The 18632-nt window shown below is 73.3% G+C and carries 16 protein-coding genes; 10 read left to right on the plus strand and 6 right to left on the minus strand.

Going from position 1 to position 18632, the window contains the following annotated elements; genetic code table 11:
- Positions 1 to 236: 236 nt before the first annotated feature.
- The 3 genes from ACZ3IJ_RS23175 to ACZ3IJ_RS23185 form a co-directional block, all read right to left on the minus strand.
- Positions 237 to 635, minus strand: coding sequence for a hypothetical protein (locus tag ACZ3IJ_RS23175; RefSeq protein WP_467471030.1), 399 nt, complete (start codon positions 633 to 635; stop codon positions 237 to 239).
- The gene (locus ACZ3IJ_RS23180; RefSeq protein WP_467471032.1) at positions 632 to 2350 is read right to left on the minus strand and encodes a right-handed parallel beta-helix repeat-containing protein; all 1719 of its coding nucleotides are present in this window, start codon (positions 2348 to 2350) and stop codon (positions 632 to 634) included. The genes ACZ3IJ_RS23175 and ACZ3IJ_RS23180 overlap by 4 nt, the downstream gene beginning before the upstream one ends.
- Before the next feature lie 113 nt (positions 2351 to 2463).
- Complete coding sequence (locus tag ACZ3IJ_RS23185; RefSeq protein WP_467471034.1) at positions 2464 to 3222, minus strand: aminotransferase class IV; 759 nt, start codon at positions 3220 to 3222, stop codon at positions 2464 to 2466.
- A gap of 77 nt (positions 3223 to 3299) precedes the next feature.
- On the opposite strand from ACZ3IJ_RS23185, the gene ACZ3IJ_RS23190 reads away from it, so the two are divergent.
- From ACZ3IJ_RS23190 to ACZ3IJ_RS23210, 5 genes are read left to right on the plus strand one after another with little or no spacing between them, the layout of a single operon-like run.
- A complete protein-coding gene (locus ACZ3IJ_RS23190; protein ID WP_467471036.1) occupies positions 3300 to 3896 on the plus strand; it encodes an NADPH-dependent FMN reductase in 597 nt (198 codons plus the stop codon).
- Positions 3897 to 3911: 15 nt separating this feature from the next.
- Positions 3912 to 5645 carry an ABC transporter ATP-binding protein gene (locus ACZ3IJ_RS23195; RefSeq protein WP_467471038.1) on the plus strand — a complete coding sequence of 578 codons (1734 nt, stop codon included), beginning with the start codon at positions 3912 to 3914 and terminating at the stop codon, positions 5643 to 5645.
- Positions 5642 to 7489, plus strand: a complete 1848-nt coding sequence (locus tag ACZ3IJ_RS23200) for an ABC transporter ATP-binding protein (RefSeq protein WP_467471040.1) — start codon at positions 5642 to 5644, stop codon at positions 7487 to 7489. The genes ACZ3IJ_RS23195 and ACZ3IJ_RS23200 overlap by 4 nt, the downstream gene beginning before the upstream one ends.
- 13 nt (positions 7490 to 7502) lie before the next feature.
- Positions 7503 to 7835 (plus strand): divalent-cation tolerance protein CutA, encoded by a 333-nt coding sequence (gene cutA / locus ACZ3IJ_RS23205; RefSeq protein ID WP_467471042.1) that lies wholly within the window; start codon positions 7503 to 7505, stop codon positions 7833 to 7835.
- A complete protein-coding gene (locus ACZ3IJ_RS23210) occupies positions 7832 to 8227 on the plus strand; it encodes a gamma-glutamylcyclotransferase family protein (protein WP_467471392.1) in 396 nt (131 codons plus the stop codon). The genes cutA and ACZ3IJ_RS23210 overlap by 4 nt, the downstream gene beginning before the upstream one ends.
- Here the strand turns inward: ACZ3IJ_RS23210 and ACZ3IJ_RS23215 are convergent.
- The 3 genes from ACZ3IJ_RS23215 to ACZ3IJ_RS23225 form a co-directional block, all read right to left on the minus strand.
- Positions 8181 to 10280 (minus strand): molybdopterin oxidoreductase family protein, encoded by a 2100-nt coding sequence (locus tag ACZ3IJ_RS23215; RefSeq protein WP_467471044.1) that lies wholly within the window; start codon positions 10278 to 10280, stop codon positions 8181 to 8183. The genes ACZ3IJ_RS23210 and ACZ3IJ_RS23215 overlap by 47 nt on opposite strands.
- Positions 10281 to 10403: 123 nt before the next feature.
- Entirely contained in the window at positions 10404 to 11147 is a 744-nt protein-coding gene (locus ACZ3IJ_RS23220; RefSeq protein ID WP_467471047.1) for a SanA/YdcF family protein, read from the minus strand.
- Positions 11148 to 11178: 31 nt separating this feature from the next.
- Positions 11179 to 11907 (minus strand): aquaporin, encoded by a 729-nt coding sequence (locus ACZ3IJ_RS23225; protein WP_467471049.1) that lies wholly within the window; start codon positions 11905 to 11907, stop codon positions 11179 to 11181.
- Between the two features lie 66 nt (positions 11908 to 11973).
- On the opposite strand from ACZ3IJ_RS23225, the gene ACZ3IJ_RS23230 reads away from it, so the two are divergent.
- The 5 genes from ACZ3IJ_RS23230 (at position 11974) to dnaG (ending at position 18545) form a co-directional block, all read left to right on the plus strand.
- Positions 11974 to 12675, plus strand: coding sequence for a hypothetical protein (locus ACZ3IJ_RS23230; RefSeq protein ID WP_467471052.1), 702 nt, complete (start codon positions 11974 to 11976; stop codon positions 12673 to 12675).
- An 89-nt stretch (positions 12676 to 12764) separates the two neighbouring features.
- Positions 12765 to 13733: a sirohydrochlorin chelatase gene (locus ACZ3IJ_RS23235; protein ID WP_467471054.1), complete on the plus strand. Its 969-nt coding sequence runs from the start codon at positions 12765 to 12767 to the stop codon at positions 13731 to 13733.
- Positions 13734 to 13839: 106 nt separating this feature from the next.
- Entirely contained in the window at positions 13840 to 15153 is a 1314-nt protein-coding gene (locus ACZ3IJ_RS23240) for a deoxyguanosinetriphosphate triphosphohydrolase (protein ID WP_467471057.1), read from the plus strand.
- Positions 15154 to 15295: 142 nt separating this feature from the next.
- Positions 15296 to 16555: an NAD(P)/FAD-dependent oxidoreductase gene (locus ACZ3IJ_RS23245; protein WP_383225507.1), complete on the plus strand. Its 1260-nt coding sequence runs from the start codon at positions 15296 to 15298 to the stop codon at positions 16553 to 16555.
- Between the two features lie 67 nt (positions 16556 to 16622).
- A complete protein-coding gene (dnaG, locus tag ACZ3IJ_RS23250) occupies positions 16623 to 18545 on the plus strand; it encodes a DNA primase (RefSeq protein WP_467471059.1) in 1923 nt (640 codons plus the stop codon).
- Positions 18546 to 18632: the final 87 nt, after the last annotated feature.

Raw genomic sequence — 18632 nt, forward strand, 5'->3', positions numbered from 1 at the left:
GCGAGCGGTCATGCCGGGGAGGCCGCCCGGGAGGGACTTCCCGGGACCTACCTCCTAGGACCGAGATAAGAGCCGCGACGCGCCGCGCGCCTGCTGAGGGAGGGTCAGAATTACGCCGTCCGGTGCGGTGCGGCGCCTTGCCCAGGTGGTGTTTGCGCAGGTCAGGAGGGGTTACGGAGAGTCAGCTGACGGCCCGTGTCGAACGGGTGACACGACTGCCCGCCCCGGCGTCGGCCTCAGACGATCAGGCCCTCGATCGCCGCCCGGGCCCACTCCTGGGCCCCCACCGTCGTGCCCGCCGCGACGCCCGTCGCGACGGGCGCCAGGACTCCCCTCAGCGTGGCGAGCGCGCGGCGTACCCTGCCCTCCTCGGGCGCCGGTTCGGTGATCGCCTCCAGGACGTCCCCGGCGGCACCCTCCGCGTCCTCACGGTCCCGGTCGCCGAGGCCGGCCTCGGGCAGCTGTCGCAGCAGCTCGGTCACCCGCGCGGCCAGCTCCTCGTAGCCCGGCGCCACCGCGCTGTTGACCTGCTGGTTCTGGGTGACGTTCTCGCTGTTCCAGGCGAGCTGGTTCTGCGTGGCGGGGCCGTTGAACACCGGGCCGTCGTAGCGGTTCACGTGCTGCGGATCACTCATGTGCCGGTACCGTCCTCTGTCGTGTGCCGCGGGGTGATGTGGACGTTCTCGTTGTTCCACAGGATCTGGCTGTTGCTGACGTCGCCGTTGAAGACCGGTCCGGTGATGATGGTGATGATCTGCGGCGGCAGCTCGACCGGCTCCTCGACGCGGACGACCGGCAGCGTCGTGTCCAGCGCGGTCAGGTCGACCCGCCCGTTGTGCCGCACGGCCGTCTCCCCCGGCCCGCTCACGGAGCAGTTCACCAGCCGGCCGCCGCACTCGTCGTCGAAGGCCGCGCCGACGTGTGCGCACTCCCTGAACGTGCCGCGTGTGACGTCCAGATAGGCCGAGTCCCTGCCGTACAGGCCCAGGGACTCGGAGCGTGCGACGGTCAGGTCCGTCGCGAAGAGCCGCGCGCTGTTCAGGACCACGGCCCCGCCACTCGTCACCGCCCCGACCCGGCTGTCGGCGACGCGCAGCGAGGCCTCCTCGCCGACGCCGAAGCCCAGCAGCCCCCGCTCCGCCGTGATGCCCTTGAGCGAGACGCGTGCCTGGCCTCCGACGGCCACAGCCGCCAGCGCGAAGTCGTGGAACACCGTGTCGACGGCCTCGGCCGTGGTGCCTCCGTTGCCCCGGGCCTCGAGACCAGTGGGGCAGCGGTCCACCCGGACGCGCTCGAACACCGCCGTGGAGTCGTCGTCGAAGACCCGCAGCGCCGTTCCCGTCAGATCCTCGATCGCGATGCCGGTGAAGCGGCCCCGGGCGCCTTCGGTGACCGCGATGCCGACGTTGCCGCCGCGGACGCGGCCGCCGTGGACCTCCGGCGCGCCGCCCTTGGTCGAGAACACCGCGACGTTCCCCGCGCCCACGACCTCGCAGTCCTCGAACCTGCCCCGGGCCGAGGTCTGCACGTTGATGCCGGTGTCCCGGCACGCGCTGAGCACACAGCCGCGCACCACCGGGTCCGCGCCGCTCGCCGCGCCGATCCCGTGCCGTGCCTCGGTGACGCGGGTGCGGTCCACGGAGCCCCGGGACTGCTCGATGAACATGATCCCCTCCGCGTGCACGGCGGTGATCGCGCAGTCGGCCACGGTGAGTTCGGCGCGGGTGTCCGCCATGAGCGCCGCCTGCCCGGTGCCGGTGAGCTCGCAACCGGTGACCACGCCGTACGCGTCGCAGACCCGCACCCCGTGGATCCGGCTGCCCTCGATCCGGCAGCCGTGGACACCGACCCGGGCCCCCTCGATCACGGCGATCGCGTTGTCGGCGGCGTCGGTGAACCGGCACCGCTCGACCAGTCCCGAGGACCCGGTGAAGACGGTGCGACCGTGCAGGACCGTGCTGTCCCGCAGGGTGACGGCGGTGTGCGGCCGCGCGTGCACGGCGACGCCGCCCCGCACCCGGATCTCGGTCCGTTCGAGGGTGAGCGTTCCGCCCTGGCAGGCGACGGCGTCCGTCTCGGCGTCACCGCCGGTCAGCACGAGCCCTTCGACGTGCACCGCTCCGGAGGTCTCCAGCACCGGCCCGCGCGGCCGGCTCACCACGACGGAACCCGCGCCGTCACGCGCGAACAGCCGCACCTCGCCCCGGACGAACAGCGTCTCGTCGTAGTGGCCGGGCGCGATCTCGATCTGGGCGGCCCTCCCCCGGGCGGCCGCGGCGCGCAGGGCGGAGGTGATGTCGGGGTGGGAGCGACGGCCGCCCCGCGGCGAGACGACGTACCTCGCGATCATCTCCGGACCCCCATGTCACCCACCCGTACCGTCGATGCTACCTGGCACCCGGCCTCGAACAAGCTTGCAGACAGGCCGTGTTGGGTGCGAAGGGGCTCTTCCGTGGTCGCTCCCTACAGCCGCTCCCACGGCACCGACCCGTACGCCTCGTGCACCCGCCCCATGAGCCCCTCGTCCACCGCGAACGCGAGCGCGTCGATCCCGCCCACCGGTGAGACCCCGCGGGAGTTCGTCACGAACGCCGCCCGCATGTCCGGGAGATCGGCCATCGTCACCCGGCGTCGTACGGAGCCCAGGCGCTGCTCCAGGAGCGCCATCGTGACTCCTGTGAGGCAGGGCGCGGAGGGCCAGATCACCGACGTGCCGTCCCAGAAGGCGATGTTGGTGACCGCGCCCTCCGCGATCTCGCCGTCCCGGGAGACCAGGAGGGCGTCGTCGTAGCCCTCGCGCCGGGCCGCCTCGCCGTAGTACGACTGGCCGAAGCCGCCCAGGTGCTTGATGTGGGGAGCGGGGCGCCAGTAGTCGACGGACCTCAGGCGCTGCGGGGTTCGCGGTGCGGCCGCCGGGGCCCGGAGGACGGTCACGAGGCGGACGCCCTCGTAGACGTACACCCGCGCGGTCGCGTCGGTGAGGCCCGCCGTCCGCAGCGCGCCGGCCAGGAGGCCTCGGACGCGCTCGCCGTCGACGCCCTGCCCGAAGAGCTCGCGGGTGGAGCGGTCCAGGCGGTCGACGTGGAGGCCGAGACCGCGGACCCGCCCGTCCCTCACCTGCATGGCGGTGAAGTGGCCGAAGCCGCTCAACAGGGTGGCGAGGAGCGCGGGATCGCCCGCCGGGGCACCGTCGATCTCGATGTGCGGGAGAGATGTCGTCATGCCTCCCACCGTAGGCCGACGCGTCCCGAAGACCGACGCTTGACCTCAACCAAACTTGAGGTATCAGGATTCCCGGCATGGACATCACCCACGCGGACTCCACCCCGCTCAAGCTCGCCCTCGTCGTCGCCAGCAACCGCGAGGGGCGGTTCGCGCCCGTCGTCGCCGCCTGGTTCCGCGCCCGCCTCGCCGAGCGCACCGACTACACCGTCGACGTCGTCGACCTCGCCGACGTCGAGCTGCCCGCCCTCACCCACCGCCCCGACGCCGCCGCCTCGGCCGAGCTCGCCAAGGTCTCCCCGGTCCTCGCCGCCGCCGACGCGTTCGTCGTCCTCACCCCCGAGTACAACCACTCCTTCCCCGCCCCCCTGAAGTCCCTCATCGACTGGCACTACACCGAGTGGCAGGCCAAGCCCGTCGGCTTCGTCTCCTACGGCGGGATCTCCGGCGGCCTGCGTGCCGTCGAGCAACTGCGCCAGGTCTTCGCCGAGATGCACGCCGTCACCGTCCGCGACACCGTCTCCTTCCACAACGCCCACGGCGACTTCGAGGAGGACGGGCGTCACAAGGACCCCACCGGACCGGACGCGGCCGCCAAGACGATGCTCGACCGGATCGCCTGGTGGGCGCACGCCCTGCGGGACGCCAAGTCCTCCCGCCCCTACGGCGCCTGAGGGGGAGAGGTACCCATGCTGCTCCGACTGGTGGCGGGTCGGCTCCGGCCCTACCGACGCACCCTGGCCCTCGTCGTCCTACTCCAGCTCGCCCAGTCCGTCGCCTCCCTGACCCTCCCCACCCTCAACGCCGACGTCATCGACAACGGCGTGCTGCGCGGCGACACCACCCGTGTCCTCACCGGCGGCGCCCTGATGGCAGCCGTCACCCTCCTCCAGGCCGTGGCCGCGGCCGCCGCCGTCTACCACGGCGCCAGGATCGCCATGGGTGTCGCCCGCGACCTGCGCGCGGCCGCCTTCCGCCGCGTCCAGGACTTCTCCGCCCGGGAGATGAGCCGCTTCGGCACCGCCTCCCTCATCACCCGCACCACCAATGACGTCCAGCAGGTGCAGACGTTCACCGTCCTCGTCCTGACGATGCTCGTGGCGGCGCCCCTGCTCTGCGTCGGCGGCATCGTCATGGCCCTCGACCAGGACGTTCCGCTCGCGCTGCTGCTCCTGCTCTTCGTCCCGCTCATGGCGGGCGCCGTCGGCACCGTCGTCCTGCGCATGCGGCCGCTCTTCCGCGGGATGCAGGAACGCGTCGACGGGGTCAACCGGGTGATGCGCGAGCAGATCACCGGCATCAGGGTCGTCCGCGCCTTCGTCCGCGACCGCCACGAGCAGCGGCGCTTCGCCGCCGCCAACGGCGAACTGCGGTCGGTCGGAGTGCGGGTCGGCCGGCTCCAGGCCCTGATGTTCCCCATCGTGCTGATCGTCTGGGAGCTGGCGACCGTCGCCGTCATCTGGGCGGGCGCCCACCGGATCGAGTCCGGGGTCCTGCAGGCCGGTTCGCTGATCGCGTTCCTCGGCTATCTGCTGCAGATCATGGTGTCGGTGATGATGGTCCTCTTCCTGCTGATGCACATGCCCCGCGCCGAGGTCAGCGCCGAACGCATCCAGGAGATCCTCGCCACCGAACCGTCCGTCACCCCGCCCGCCGCGCCCGTCCGCGAACTGCGCGAGGCCGGCCGGCTCGACATCCACGACGCCGACTTCAGCTACCCCGGCGCCGAGGAACCCGTCCTGCGCTCCGTCAGCCTCACCGCCCGCCCCGGTCGCACCACGGCCGTCATCGGCTCCACCGGCAGCGGCAAGACCACCCTCCTCGGGCTCGTCCCCCGGCTCTTCGACGCCACCGGCGGCCGGGTCACGGTCGGCGGCGTCGACGTCCGCGACATGGACCCCGCACTCCTCGCCCGTACCGTCGGACTCGTCCCGCAGAGGCCGTACCTCTTCTCCGGTACGGTCGCGAGCAACCTGAGGTACGGCAGACCCAGGGCGACCGACGACGAGTTGTGGCACGCCCTGGAGGTCGCCCAGGCCGCCGACTTCGTGCGGACGCTCCCCGAAGGCCTCGACGCTCCGGTCGCGCAGGGCGGCACCAACCTCTCCGGAGGCCAGCGCCAGCGCCTGGCCATCGCCCGGGTCCTCGTCGCCTCCCCGCGGGTGTACCTCTTCGACGACTCCTTCTCCGCCCTCGACAACCGCACCGACGTGTTGCTGAGGGGGGCCCTCGCGGCGGAGACCGCCGACGCGACCGTCGTCATCGTCGCCCAGCGCGTCTCCACGATCCGCGACGCCGACCGGATCGTCGTCCTCGACCAGGGCCGGGCCGTCGGCAGCGGCACCCACGAGGAACTCATGCGGGACAACGCCACCTACCGGGAGATCGTCCTCTCCCAGCTCACCGAGGAGGAAGCAGCGTGAGTGCCCCCGAACGCCGGGGACCGGCCGTCCAGCAGCGCGGCCCCGGCCTCAGCACCCCGTCCCTCGAACGCTCCCTGGACTTCCGCTCCTCCGGCCTGCGCCTGCTGCGCACCATGGCCCCCGACCGCCCCCGGCTCCTCGGGGTGATCGCCGCCGTGTCCGCGAGCGTCGCCCTCGCCGTCCTCAGCCCGCTGATCCTCGGCCACGCCACCGACCTCGTCGTCTCCGGCGCCGCGAGCCCGGCCGGGGTGGACTTCCGCGCCGTCGGCCGGGCGCTCGCCGGCGCCTTCGCGGCCGTCGCCGGCGCCGCCGCGCTCAACTGGATCCAGCAGCGCCTCGCCACGACCGTCGTCCAGCGGGCCGGGCACCGGCTGCGGGCCGAGGCCCAGGGCAAGCTGGCCCGGCTGCCGCTCTCGTACGTCGACCGGCAGCCGCGCGGCGAGGTGCTCAGCCGCACCACCAACGACATCGACAACATCACCCAGACCCTTCAGCAGGCGTTCAGCCAGATGGTCCGGGCCCTGCTCACGATCGTCGGCGTGCTGGTGATGATGTGCTGGATCTCGCCGCTGCTCGCCCTCGTCGCCCTCGCGACCGTCCCTCTCTCCGTGGTGGTCGCGGCCCGGATCGGCAAGCGCGCCCAGCCGCAGTTCGTGCGGCAGTGGGCCGTCACCGGCCGCCTCAACAGCCATGTCGAGGAGACGATCACCGGGCACGCGGAGGTCGTCGTCTTCGGGCGGCGCGACGCGGCCGTGGCGCGCTTCGACGAACTCGGCGAGGAGCTGTACGCGGCGAGCTTCCGCGCCCAGTTCGTCTCCGGCTTCATCCAGCCGGCCCTCACCTTCGTCGGCAACCTCAACTACGTCCTGATCGCGGTCGTCGGCGGGCTGCGGGTGGCGAGCGGCACGCTGTCGATCGGTGACGTCCAGGCGTTCATCCAGTACTCGTACGAGTTCAACGGCCCCGTCAACCAGGTCGCGGCCATGGCGAATCTGCTGCAGTCCGGGGTCGCCTCCGCCGAGCGGGTCTTCGACCTGCTGGACGCGGAAGAGGAGTCCCCCGCGCCCGAGCCCCTGTCCGCGCACGCCCCGCGCCCGGCGACGGTCGCCGGCCGGGTCACGTTCGAGGAGGTGTCGTTCCGCTACGAGCCGGACAAGCCGCTGATCGAGGACCTGTCCCTGACCGTGGAGCCGGGCCGGACGGTCGCGATCGTCGGCCCGACCGGCGCCGGCAAGACGACGCTGGTCAATCTGCTGATGCGGTTCTACGAGGTGACGGGCGGCCGCATCACCCTCGACGGTGTGGACGTCTCGGCCATGACCCGCGAGGCCCTCAGGTCCGGCATCGGCATGGTCCTCCAGGACACCTGGCTGTTCGGCGGGACCATCGCCGAGAACATCGCCTACGGAGCCGGTGGCGAGGTCTCGCGCGAACGGGTCGTCGAGGCGGCCATGGCCACCCACGCCGACCGCTTCATCCGGACTCTGCCCGAGGGCTACGACACCGTCCTCGACGAGGACGGCGCCGGGCTCAGCGCGGGCGAGAAGCAGCTCGTCACCATCGCCAGGGCGTTCCTCTCGGAGCCGGCGATCCTCGTCCTCGACGAGGCGACCAGCTCCGTCGACACCCGCACCGAGGTCCTCATCCAGCGGGCCATGTCCTCGCTCCGGGAAGGCCGTACGTCGTTCGTGATCGCGCACCGGCTCTCCACCGTCAGGGACGCGGACGTCATCCTGGTGATGGAGAACGGCTCGATCGTCGAACAGGGCACCCACGAGGAACTGTTGGCGGCGGACGGCGCGTACGCGCGGCTCTACGCGGCCCAGTTCGCCACGGCGGCCTGAGTACGGTGAGGGCATGACCCTCGCATGGACCGTGCTCACCACCACCGACAGCGCCGCCAAGGCACAGGAGCTCGCCCGCGGGGCGGTCGAGGCCCGTCTCGCCGCCTGCGCGCAGATCTCCGGGCCGGTCACCTCCGTCTACCACTGGCGGAAGGCGATCGAGACCGAGGAGGAGTGGCAGGTGCTCTTCAAGACGACGGCGGGGCGCTACGAGGAGCTGGAGGCCCACCTCCTCGCCGCGCACGACTACGAGACGCCCGAGGTTCTCGCCACCGCCGTGGTCGGGGCCTCGGCGGCCTACCTGGCGTGGCTGGAGGCCGAGACGACCGGGCCCGCCGCGGGATGACCGAGCTGCCCTTCTTCGTCTACGGGACGCTGCGGCCGGGCGAGTACAACCACGACCGGTTGCTGCTGGGCCGCACGGCCCGGGAGGAGCCGGCCCGGCTCACCGGAGCGCTCCTCCACGACGGGCCCGGCTACCCCTACGTGGTGCCGGGCGAGGGTCTGGTCGCGGGGGACCTGGTGACGGCCGTGCCCGGGGAGTACCGCGAACTCCTCGCGGTACTGGACCGGGTGGAGCTCCCCGCCGGGTACGAGCGGGCCGAGCGCGAGGTGGTACGGGTCCGGGACGGGGCCGCCGTCCGGGCCTGGGTCTACTTCGCTGCCCCGGGCACGCCGTTGGGACCGCTCATCAGGGGCGGGGACTGGCGGGCTCGACCCGGACCGCGCACGTCTTGAACTCGGGCATCCGGGAGACCGGGTCGAGCGCGGGATTGGTGAGGGTGTTGGCGCGGCCCTCGCCGGGCCAGTGGAACGGCATGAAGACCGTGTCCGGCCGGATGGCCGTGGTGATCCGGGCGGGCGCGACGGCCCGCCCGCGCCGCGACACGACGGCGACGCGCTCGCCCTCGGCCACGCCGATCCGTTCGGCGAGCCGCGGATGCAGCTCCACGAACGCCCCGGGCGCGGCGGCGTTCAGCTCGTCGACGCGCCGGGTCTGTGCCCCGGACTGGTACTGCGCGACGACCCGGCCGGTGGTCAGCACGACGGGATACGCGGCATCGGTCTCCTCGTCGGGACCCCGGTGCACCACCGGCACGAACCGCGCCCGCCCGTCGGGCGTGGCGAACCGGTCGAGGAAGAGGCGGGGGCTCCCGGGATGGGGCGGCTCCCCCTCGGCGCGCTCCGGGCAGGGCCAGAACACGCCGTCCTCCTCGCGGATACGGCGGTAGCTGATGCCGGAGTAGTCCGCCGGGCCGCCCGCCGACGCACGGCGGAGCTCGTCGAAGACCTCCTCCGGGTCGGTCGGGAAGCCCTTCTCCCAGCCGAGGAGCGTCGCGAGGCCGTGCAGGACCTCCAGGTCCGTGCGGACGCCGTCCGGCGGGGTGATCGCCCGCCGCCGCAGCAGCACCCGGCCCTCCAGGTTGGTCGTCGTCCCCGTCTCCTCCGCCCATTGGGCGACCGGCAGCACCACGTCCGCCAGCTCGGCCGTCTCCGACAGGACCACGTCCGCGACGGCCAGGAAGTCGAGCGAGCGCAACCGCCCCTCGATGTGGGCGGCGCGCGGCGCCGAGACCACGGGGTTGGATCCCATCAGGAGCAGCGACCTCACCTCGCCCCCGAGCGCGTCCAGGAGCTCGTACGCGCTGCGGCCGGGCCCGGGCAGCGACGCGGGGTCCACCCCCCACACCCCCGCCACGTGCGCTCGCGCCGCCGGGTCGTCCAGCTTCCGGTAGCCGGGGAGCTGGTCCGCCTTCTGGCCGTGCTCGCGGCCGCCCTGGCCGTTGCCCTGTCCCGTGAGGCACCCGTACCCGCTCAGCGGCCGCCCGGCCCGTCCCGTCGCGAGGCAGAGGTTGATCCACGCGCCGACCGTGTCCGTGCCCTTCGACTGCTGTTCCGGGCCGCGCGCGGTGAGGACCATCCCGCTCTCCGCGTCGCTGAACATCCGCATGGCGTCCCGCAGGAGCGGCACCGGTACGCCCGTGATGCGCTCGACCAGTTCCGGCCAGTGCGCCATCGCCCCGGCGCGGGCCGCCTCCCACCCCGCCGTGCGCTCGCGGACGAACTCCTCGTCCACCCGCCCCTCGGCGACCACGAGATGGAGGAGTCCGAGGGCGAGCGCGAGGTCGGTGCCGGGGCGCGGGGCGAGGTGGAGGTCGGCCTGCTCGGCCGTGCGGGTGCGGCGCGGGTCGACGACGATCAGCTTCCCGCCGTTCGCCTTCAGCTCGGTGAGGTAGCGCAGCGCCGGCGGCATGGTCTCGGCCAGGTTGGAGCCGACGAGGATCACGCAGCCGGTGCGCGGTACGTCCTCCAGCGGGAAGGGCAGCCCGCGGTCGAGCCCGAACGCCCGCTGGTGCGCGGCTGCGGCGGACGACATGCAGAAGCGTCCGTTGTAGTCGATCTGCGAGGTGCCGAGCACGAGCCGGGCGAACTTGCCCAGCGTGTACGCCTTCTCGTTGGTGAGCCCGCCGCCGCCGAAGACCCCCACGGCATCGGGTCCGTGGTCGACGCGGGTCCGGTGCAGTCCGTCGGCGACGGCGGAGAGTGCCTCCTCCCAGGTGGCCGACTTCAGGATCCCCGTGTCAGGGCATCGGACCAGGGGCCCGGTCAGCCTGACCCGGGAGGAGAGTACGGCCGGGGCGGTACGGCCCTTGCCGCACAGCGCGCCCCGGTTGACGGGGAAGTCGGGGCGGTCGACCACCTCCACGGAGCCGTCCGCGGGGCGCAGCCCCATGCCGCACTGGAGGGCGCAGTAGGGGCAGTGCGTGGGGGTGGTGGCAGCCTCGGACATGCGGAAAGCGTGCGTCAGCCGTGTTACGGGAGGCGACGCCCCGCATTACGGGCGATGGGCACTCTCCTCCGCCGTGCGCCGGGCCGGGGGTGAGGGCCGGGCGGCCGCGGGGCGAGCCGAGGGTCAGCCCGCCGAGGCGAGCGCCTCCGTCACGCCCTCCTCGCGCTCCCCGAGGAAGTGCGGGTCCGGCCGCAGCGTCGCGTCCAGGGCCGCCTTGCCCGCGGCGGCGAGCTCCCGGACCCCGCCGTAGTAGAAGACGGAGTCGTGCGGTTCGACGACCTTGACCCCGTACGCGTCGATGCCGGCCGCCCCGCAGAGGGCGACGGCCCGCCTGATGTGGAAGTCCTGCGTCACGAGGACGGCCCGGTCGACGCCGAAGATCTCCTTGGCGCGGACGCAGGAGTCCCAGGTGTCGAAACCCGCGTAGTCGCTGACGATGTGACGGTCGGGCACTCCGCGCCCGGTGAGGTACGCGCGCATCGCGTCGGGCTCGTCGTACTCGACCCGGCTGTTGTCGCCGGTGACGAGGACGACCCTGACCTTCCCGGCGCGGTAGAGCTCCGCGGCCGTGTCGAGCCGGTGCGCGAGGTACGGCGTCGGCCGGCCCTTCCAGAGCCCGGCGCCGAAGACGACGGCGACGTCCTGTGCGGGGACGTCGGCGGTGGTCCGCAGGCGGCCGTCGGCGACGGCGTGCATCCAGGTGGCGGGCGCGAGGGCGAGGACGGTGCCCAGCATGACGGCCTGGACGGTACGGCGGCGGGCCCTACGGGTGCGGGGGAACAGGACGGCCGCACGCGGCAGCAGAGTGCCAGGGCGCGGCAGCGGCGCTACCCGTTTCAGCCGGGCGGGTACGCGTACGCGTCGCATGGACGAACCTCCGTGGATCTTGCCTGCCCCGTCACCCTGTTCGACGCGGATCGGGCCTGTTCGGTTCGCCGCCGCCGTAGAGAAGGGCGGCGAGGGCGACGCCGAGCAGCGTCCCGAGGAGCTGCGCCCCGACGAACCCGGGCAGCGAGCCGGGCGCGATGCCGGTGAAGGAGTCGGAGAGCGCGCGGCCGACGGTGGCCGCCGGGTTGGCGAAGGAACCGGACGAGGTGAACCAGATCGCCGCCGCGATGTAGGCGGCCACCGCCAGCGGGGCGAGCGCGAGCCGGCCGATGCGGCGCAGCCCGAGGACGAGCAGGACGAGGCCCGCGGTGGCGACGGTCTCGCCGAGGAGGAGGTGGTGGTCGGAGCGGATCTGGGTGGACCAGGTGCCGGGTGCCCGGCCGAACATCGTCTCGGCGAGCAGGGCGCCGGTGACCGCGCCGACGAGCTGGGCGGCGCAGTAGGCGGCGACCTCGCCGGGGCCCGGGGCGTCCTCCTCGCCCCGGCGGGCCCACCACTCGCAGAGGGTGACGGCGGGGTTGAGGTGGCCGCCGGAGAGGGGGCCGAGGAGCGCGATCAGGATGCCGAGGCCGATCGCGGAGGCGAGGGAGTTGGCCAGCAGGCTCACCCCCACGTCCCGGCTGAGGGCCTCGGCGCGGATGCCGGAGCCGACGATGACGGTGACGAGGGCGGCGGTGCCCACGAGTTCGGCGGCGACGCGTCTGGAGAGCCGGGGCGTGGCGGTCGGAGTCATTCGCATGATGGAAAAGATATTCCGCTAGATAAAAGAATGAGGGAAGAAGGGGGTAAGCCGTACGATCCGCAGATGATCACCGAGGCGGCTCTCGACAACGCGGAGTGGTGCGAGGCGATGTGCCGTGCCCACGGCCGTCCGGGCGCCTTCGGGCCGCGAGCCTGGACGAACGGGCGCCGCACCCCGCCGTACTTTCCGGACGCCGTGACGCTCACGGCCGACGCGTCCGTACGGGACGTCCTCGGCGGCATCGACCGCCGGGCCCCCGGCGCTTCGGTCAAGGACTCCTTCGCCCGCCTCGACCTGACCGGCGAGGGCTTCCGGCCGCTCTTCGAGGCGAGTTGGATCCACCGGCCCGCCGGACGTCCGGCCCCCGCCGCGCCGGACGGGACGCGCTGGCGGGCCGTCCGTACCCCGGCGGAACTCGCCGCGTGGGCGACGGCCTGGAGCGGCGGCGACGCCGACGAGGCCGCGCTCTTCCGCGCCGGGCTGCTCGACGAGCCGGCGATCCGCGTCGTCGCGGGGTACGGCGCCGACGGCCGGATCTCCGGGGGAGCGGTGCTCAGCGGGAACGGCCGGGTGACCGGCGTCTCCAACCTCTTCGCCGCCGACGGAACCGACCCCGCCGAGGCCTGGGCCGGCTGTCTGAGCCTGGCCGACGACGACGGCGGCCCGGTCGTCGGCTACGAGTCGGGCGACGACCTGACGCCCGCGCTCGCCGCCGGCTTCGAGGAGATCGGCCCCCTCCGGGTCTGGCTGTCCGCCGACGCCTGACAGTTCCGCGGGGCGGTCCGTGAGCCGGTGGAAAACACTCGTGACGCCCACGCAACGGGGAGGCAACGCGGCGCCGTCAGGATCGGTGCATGACGGAGCGGGACAGTACGTTCGACAGCACGGCCGAGCTGCTCGGCACGATCACCACGCGGCTCGGGGAGCGCCTGAGCCGGGTCCGCCCGTACGACGTCCGGCGCCGCCGCCCCGCCCTCGTCGCCGTGGGCCACGGCAGCCGTGACCCACGCGCCGCCGTCACCCTCTCCCACCTCGTCGACCGCATCCGCGAACTCCGCCCCGGCCTCGACGTCCGCCTGGCACACATCGAACTGAACGCCCCGCTGCTGCCGGACGTCCTCGCCGACGTCACGACGGACATCGGGTCGGGCGTCACGGCCCGCCCCACGCCGGGCGGCACGGCGCGCGTCACGCCCGGCGCCACCGATGAGGCCACGGCGCGCGTCCCGGCAGGAGTCACGGGGCGGGAAGCGACCGGACCCGGGGCCGTCCTCGTCCCGCTCCTCTTCGGACCCGGCCACCACGTCAAGCACGACCTGCCCGCCGCGGCCGCCGCGCTGCCCGAGGGCCAGGTCCGGATCGCCGCGCCCCTCGGCGCGCATCCGCTGCTCGTCGAGGCCCTCGCCGACCGGCTCGCCGAAGCGGGGTGGACCTCCGCCGACAGCACCTCGCGCACCACCGGCGTCGTCCTCGCCGCGGCCGGGTCCCGTGATCCCGAAGGCCTCGCCGCCGTCCGCCGGATCGCCGCCGCCCTGTCCGACCGGCTCGGCGGTGTGCCCGTCCTGCCCGCGTACGCCTCCGCCGCCACCCCGACCGTCCCCGACGCGGTGCGCGCCCTCGCCGCGCGGGGCCGCCACCGGGTCGCCGTCGCCTCCTGCTTCACCGCCCCCGGCCTCTTCGCCGGCCGCGCCGCCGCCCACGCCCCCTGGATCGCCGCGCCCCCGCTCGGCGATCACCCGGCCCTCGCCCGCCTGATACTCCACCGCTACGACCGGTCCCTCGCCGCCCCCGCCGCCACCTGGCGACAACTCGCCTCCGCCTGAGGAAATCCCGCTCCCGCGCCGGCGAACGCCCCCTCCGCGCACGCACGGGCCGAATTCGACCGCACGTCCTCGCCCCACTGTCCGTCCCGCCCGTTACCTTCGGTGCATGGAAGGCTTCACGGACACCCCCGGCATCACGGACACCCCCGGCTACGACGACGACGCGACGGAACGCTGGGCCGCCGAGCCCGACAAGCGGCCCGGGCGGACCGCCTTCCAGCGGGACCGGGCGCGCGTGCTGCACTCCAGCGCCCTGCGCAGACTGGCCGGCAAGACGCAGGTCGTCACCCCCGGTTCGCGCAGTCACGCCTGGGACGCCAGCCCCCGCACCCGGCTCACCCACTCCCTGGAGTGCGCCCAGGTCGGGCGCGAGCTCGGCGCCGCGCTCGGCTGCGACCCCGATCTCGTCGAGGCCGCCTGCCTCGCCCACGACATGGGCCACCCGCCCTTCGGGCACAACGGAGAGGTCGCGCTCAACGACTTCGCCAAGGACTGCGGCGGCTTCGAGGGCAACGCCCAGTCGCTGCGGCTGCTCACCCGGATCGAGCCGAAGCGGTTCATCGCCGACGCCTCCACCGGCCGCCCCGTCAGCGTCGGCCTCAACCTCACCCGCGCCGCGCTCGACGCCGCCACCAAGTACCCCTGGACGCGCGGCGGGAACCCCGAGGACCCCGGCTCGACGAAGTTCGGCGTGTACGAGGACGACCTGCCCGTCTTCGACTGGGCCCGCGAGGGCGCCCCCGCGCACCGCAAGTGCTTCGAGGCGCAGGTCATGGACTGGTCCGACGACGTGGCCTACTCGGTCCACGACTTCGAGGACGGTCTGCACGCCGGCCACATCGACCCGAACATGCTCTTCGCCGAGCCCGAGCGCGCCGACATCTGGGCCGTCGCCATCGGCAGGTACGTACCGCACGACACCGATCCGCAGGAGCTCGCCGAGGCCCTCGACCGCCTCGTCGACCAGGACTGGTGGCCGCACGGCTACGACGGATCGGCGGTCGCCCAGGCCCGGCTCAAGGACGCCACCAGCCAGCTGATCGGCCGCTTCTGCCTCGCCGCCGAGGGCGCCACCCGCCAGGCCTACGGGAGCGGCCGGCTCACCCGGTACGCGGCGGAGCTCGTCGTCCCCCGCGCGACCCGTAACGAATGCGCCGTTCTCAAGGCCGTGGCCGACCGGTACGTGATGCAGCGCGCCGAGCAGGAGGCGCTCCGCGCCGACCAGCGCATCATCCTCGCCGAACTCGCCGAGGCGCTCACCGCCCGTGCCCCCGAGGGGCTCGACCCGCAGTTCCGGGCCTTCTTCGACGCGGCGGAGGACGACAGGTCACGCAAGCGGGTGATCATCGACCAGATCGCCTCGCTCACCGACGCCGCCGCCTCCACCCTCCACGCCCGCCTCAGGCCCCACCGCCCCTAGGGTCCGCCCCGGCCGTCCGGCGCGCTCGCCCTCTTTCGCCATCACGCTCCGTGCGGGACGCTCGGCGGAGCGCCCGAGGCGGTACGGCTCGCCGAACGCCCGGAGGCGTAGCGTGGAAGCGGACGCAACGAGGAGGCATCAAGTGGTCGACGCAGATCAGACCTTCGTCATCGTCGGCGGGGGACTGGCCGGGGCCAAGGCGGCGGAGACGCTCCGCTCCGAGGGGTTCACCGGCCGCGTGATCCTCATCGGCGACGAGCGCGACCACCCCTACGAACGCCCACCGCTCTCCAAGGGCTATCTGGCCGGCAAGGAGGCGCGGGAGAGCGTCTTCGTGCACGAGCCCGCCTGGTACGCCCGCGCCGAGGTCGAGCTGCACCTCGGGCAGCCCGTCACCGTCGTGGACCGCGAGGCCCGCACCGTACGCCTCGGCGACGGCACCACGATCCGCTACGACCGGCTTCTGCTCGCCACCGGATCCGAGCCGCGCCGCCTCGACATCCCGGGTACGGGACTCGCCGGCGTCCACCATCTGCGCCGGCTCGCCCACGCCGACCGGCTGCGCCAGGTCCTGGCCGCCCTCGGCCGGGACAACGGCCATCTGGTGATCGCGGGCGGCGGCTGGATCGGTCTGGAGGTCGCCGCCGCGGCCCGCGGTTACGGCGCCGAGGTCACCGTCGTCGAGTCCGAGCCCACCCCGCTCCACCAGGTCCTCGGCCCCGAGCTCGGCCAGCTCTTCGCCGATCTCCACACAGAGCACGGCGTCCGCTTCGTCTTCGGCGCGCGGCTCACCGAGATCGTCGGCCAGGACGGCATGGTCCTCGCCGTCCGTACCGACGACGGCGAGGAGCACCCCGCCCACGCCGTCCTCGCCGCGATCGGCGCCGCCCCGCGCACCGCCCTCGCCGAGGCGGCGGGGCTCGCCCTGGTCGACCGGGCCCACGGCGGCGGTGTCGCCGTCGACGAGTCGCTGCGCACCTCCGACCCCGACATCTTCGCGGCCGGGGACGTCGCCGCCGCCGCCCATCCGCTCCTGCACACCCGGCTCCGCGTCGAGCACTGGGCCAACGCCCTCAACGGCGGCCCGGCCGCCGCCCGCGCCATGCTGGGACAGCACGTCTCGTACGACCGCGTGCCGTACTTCTTCTCCGACCAGTACGACCTGGGCATGGAGTACTCGGGCTGGGCTCCGCCCGGCTCGTACGACCAGGTGGTGCTGCGCGGCGACGTCGGCAAACGGCAGTTCATCGCGTTCTGGCTCAAGGACCGCAAGGTGCTGGCCGGGATGAACGTGAATGTGTGGGACGTCACAGAGCCGATCCAGCGCCTCATCCGCGCCCAGTCCCCGGTGGACACCGACGCCCTCGCGGACCCGTCCGTCCCTCTGGAGAGCCTGATCTGAGGAGACAGGCGCAGCCGGCGGCGTCCTCCTGGGGGAGGACCCGCCCGCCCGCCCGTAGAATTCATGCGTGGCAGGCAGGATCAACGATGACGACGTGAAGGCGGTACGGGACGCGGTCCCGATCGACGCCGTCGTGTCCGAGTACCTGCAGCTCCGCAACGCCGGCGGTGGCAACCTCAAGGGTCTCTGCCCCTTCCACGACGAGAAGTCGCCCTCCTTCCAGGTCAGCCCGAGCAAGGGGCTGTTCCACTGCTTCGGCTGCCAGGAGGGCGGCGACACGATCGCCTTCGTGATGAAGATCGACCACCTCTCCTTCTCGGAGACGGTCGAGCGCCTCGCCGCCAAGGCGGGCATCACCCTGCGCTACGAGGAAGGCGGCTACAACCCCGGCCACCAGCGGGGCGAGCGCATCCGCCTGGTCGAGGCGCACAAGGTCGCCGCCCAGTACTACATCGACCAACTCGACTCGCCCGAGGCCGAGATCGGCCGCGCGTTCCTCGCCGAACGCGGCTTCGACCAGGCCGCCGCCGCGCACTTCGGCGTCGGCTACTCCCCGGCCGGCTGGGACTACCTCACCCGCTTCCTGCGCGGCAAGGGCTTCTCCGACAAGGAGCTGATCCTCTCCGGGCTCTCGCAGGACGGCCGCCGCGGCCCCATCGACCGCTTCCGCGGCCGGCTCATGTGGCCCATCCGGGACGTCGGCGGCGACGTCGTCGGCTTCGGCGCGCGCAAACTCCGCGAGGACGACAACGGGCCCAAGTACCTGAACACGCCCGAGACGCCGATCTACAAGAAGTCCCAGGTGCTCTACGGCATCGACCTGGCCAAGAAGGACATCGCCAAGGTCAGCCGGGCCGTCGTCGTCGAGGGCTACACCGACGTCATGGCCTGCCACCTGGCCGGCGTCACCACCGCCATCGCGACCTGCGGCACCGCGTTCGGCGGCGACCACATCAAGATCCTCCGCCGGCTCCTGATGGACAACGGCTCGGCCCGTGTCATCTTCACCTTCGACGGCGACGCGGCCGGCCAGAAGGCCGCCCTGCGCGCCTTCGAGGACGACCAGAAGTTCGCCGCCGAGACGTACATCGCGATCGCCCCCGACGGCATGGACCCCTGCGACCTGCGGCTCGCCAAGGGCGACCAGGCCGTCGCCGAGCTGGTGGAGCCGCGTACCCCGCTCTTCGAGTTCGCGCTGCGCCAGATCGTCCGGCGGTACGACCTGGAGACCCCGGCCGGCCGGGCCGCCGCCCTCGACGAGGCCGCGCCGATCGTCGCCCGGATCAAGAACATCGCCTCCCAGCACGAGGTCGCCGTCCAGCTCGCGGGCATGCTCGGCATCCTCGACACCCAGTTCGTGGTCAGGCGCGTCGGCCAGATCGCCCGCTGGCAGCGCGACCGCGGCGGCCGGGGCGCCGCCGCGCCGGCGGCCCCGCAGCACGGCGGCGCCTCCCCGTCCGGAAGGACTACGGGGGCATACAGCGCGCCGGCCCCGGCCGCTCCCTCCGGGCCCGCGCTCAACCTGCGCAGCCCCGCGCACCGCACCGAGCGCGAGCTGCTCAAGCTGGCCCTCCAGCGCCCCGAGCTGGTCTCCCCTGCCTTCGACGCGTACGGCGTCGACGAGTTCACCGCCCCGCCCTACGCGGCCGTCCGCCAGTGCGTCCAGGACGCCGGAGGCGCCACCGGCGCCCCCGACGACTACCTGTCCGCCGTCCGCGAGGCCGCCCCCGACGACACGGTCCGCGCGCTCGTCACCGAACTCGCCGTCGAGACGATCTTCGCCAAGGTCGTCGACGAGGTCTACGCGGGCGCCCAGCTCGTCTCGGTCCGCCTGCGGGCCGTCGACCGCCGCGTACGCGACATCCAGGGCAGCCTGGCCCGCCTCGGCACCCATGGCGACCCCGCACAACTGGCCGCCGTGCAGAACGAGTTGTGGGTCCTCACCCAGTACGCCCAGTCACTGCGCACCAACGGCGCCGACGCGCTCTGACGTTCGGTCACCTCGCGAACTCAAAAAGTCACCGCACGCCCCTCGTGGCGGTGATGTGTCGTACCCCACACTGGGGGGCGGTGCCTG

It is taken from the genome of Streptomyces sp. NPDC013317, from assembly GCF_055563155.1.

Bases quoted from the DNA above. Each gene is read 5' to 3' on its own strand.
- ACZ3IJ_RS23175 (WP_467471030.1), bottom strand. From the start codon at position 635: ATGAGTGATCCGCAGCACGTGAACCGCTACGACGGCCCGGTGTTCAAC.
- ACZ3IJ_RS23180 (WP_467471032.1), bottom strand. From the start codon at position 2,350: ATGATCGCGAGGTACGTCGTCTCGCCGCGGGGCGGCCGTCGCTCCCAC.
- ACZ3IJ_RS23185 (WP_467471034.1), bottom strand. From the start codon at position 3,222: ATGACGACATCTCTCCCGCACATCGAGATCGACGGTGCCCCGGCGGGC.
- ACZ3IJ_RS23190 (WP_467471036.1), top strand. From the start codon at position 3,300: ATGGACATCACCCACGCGGACTCCACCCCGCTCAAGCTCGCCCTCGTC.
- ACZ3IJ_RS23195 (WP_467471038.1), top strand. From the start codon at position 3,912: ATGCTGCTCCGACTGGTGGCGGGTCGGCTCCGGCCCTACCGACGCACC.
- cutA (WP_467471042.1), top strand. From the start codon at position 7,503: ATGACCCTCGCATGGACCGTGCTCACCACCACCGACAGCGCCGCCAAG.
- ACZ3IJ_RS23210 (WP_467471392.1), top strand. From the start codon at position 7,832: ATGACCGAGCTGCCCTTCTTCGTCTACGGGACGCTGCGGCCGGGCGAG.
- ACZ3IJ_RS23215 (WP_467471044.1), bottom strand. From the start codon at position 10,280: ATGTCCGAGGCTGCCACCACCCCCACGCACTGCCCCTACTGCGCCCTC.
- ACZ3IJ_RS23220 (WP_467471047.1), bottom strand. From the start codon at position 11,147: ATGCGACGCGTACGCGTACCCGCCCGGCTGAAACGGGTAGCGCCGCTG.
- ACZ3IJ_RS23225 (WP_467471049.1), bottom strand. From the start codon at position 11,907: ATGCGAATGACTCCGACCGCCACGCCCCGGCTCTCCAGACGCGTCGCC.
- ACZ3IJ_RS23230 (WP_467471052.1), top strand. From the start codon at position 11,974: ATGATCACCGAGGCGGCTCTCGACAACGCGGAGTGGTGCGAGGCGATG.
- ACZ3IJ_RS23235 (WP_467471054.1), top strand. From the start codon at position 12,765: ATGACGGAGCGGGACAGTACGTTCGACAGCACGGCCGAGCTGCTCGGC.
- ACZ3IJ_RS23240 (WP_467471057.1), top strand. From the start codon at position 13,840: ATGGAAGGCTTCACGGACACCCCCGGCATCACGGACACCCCCGGCTAC.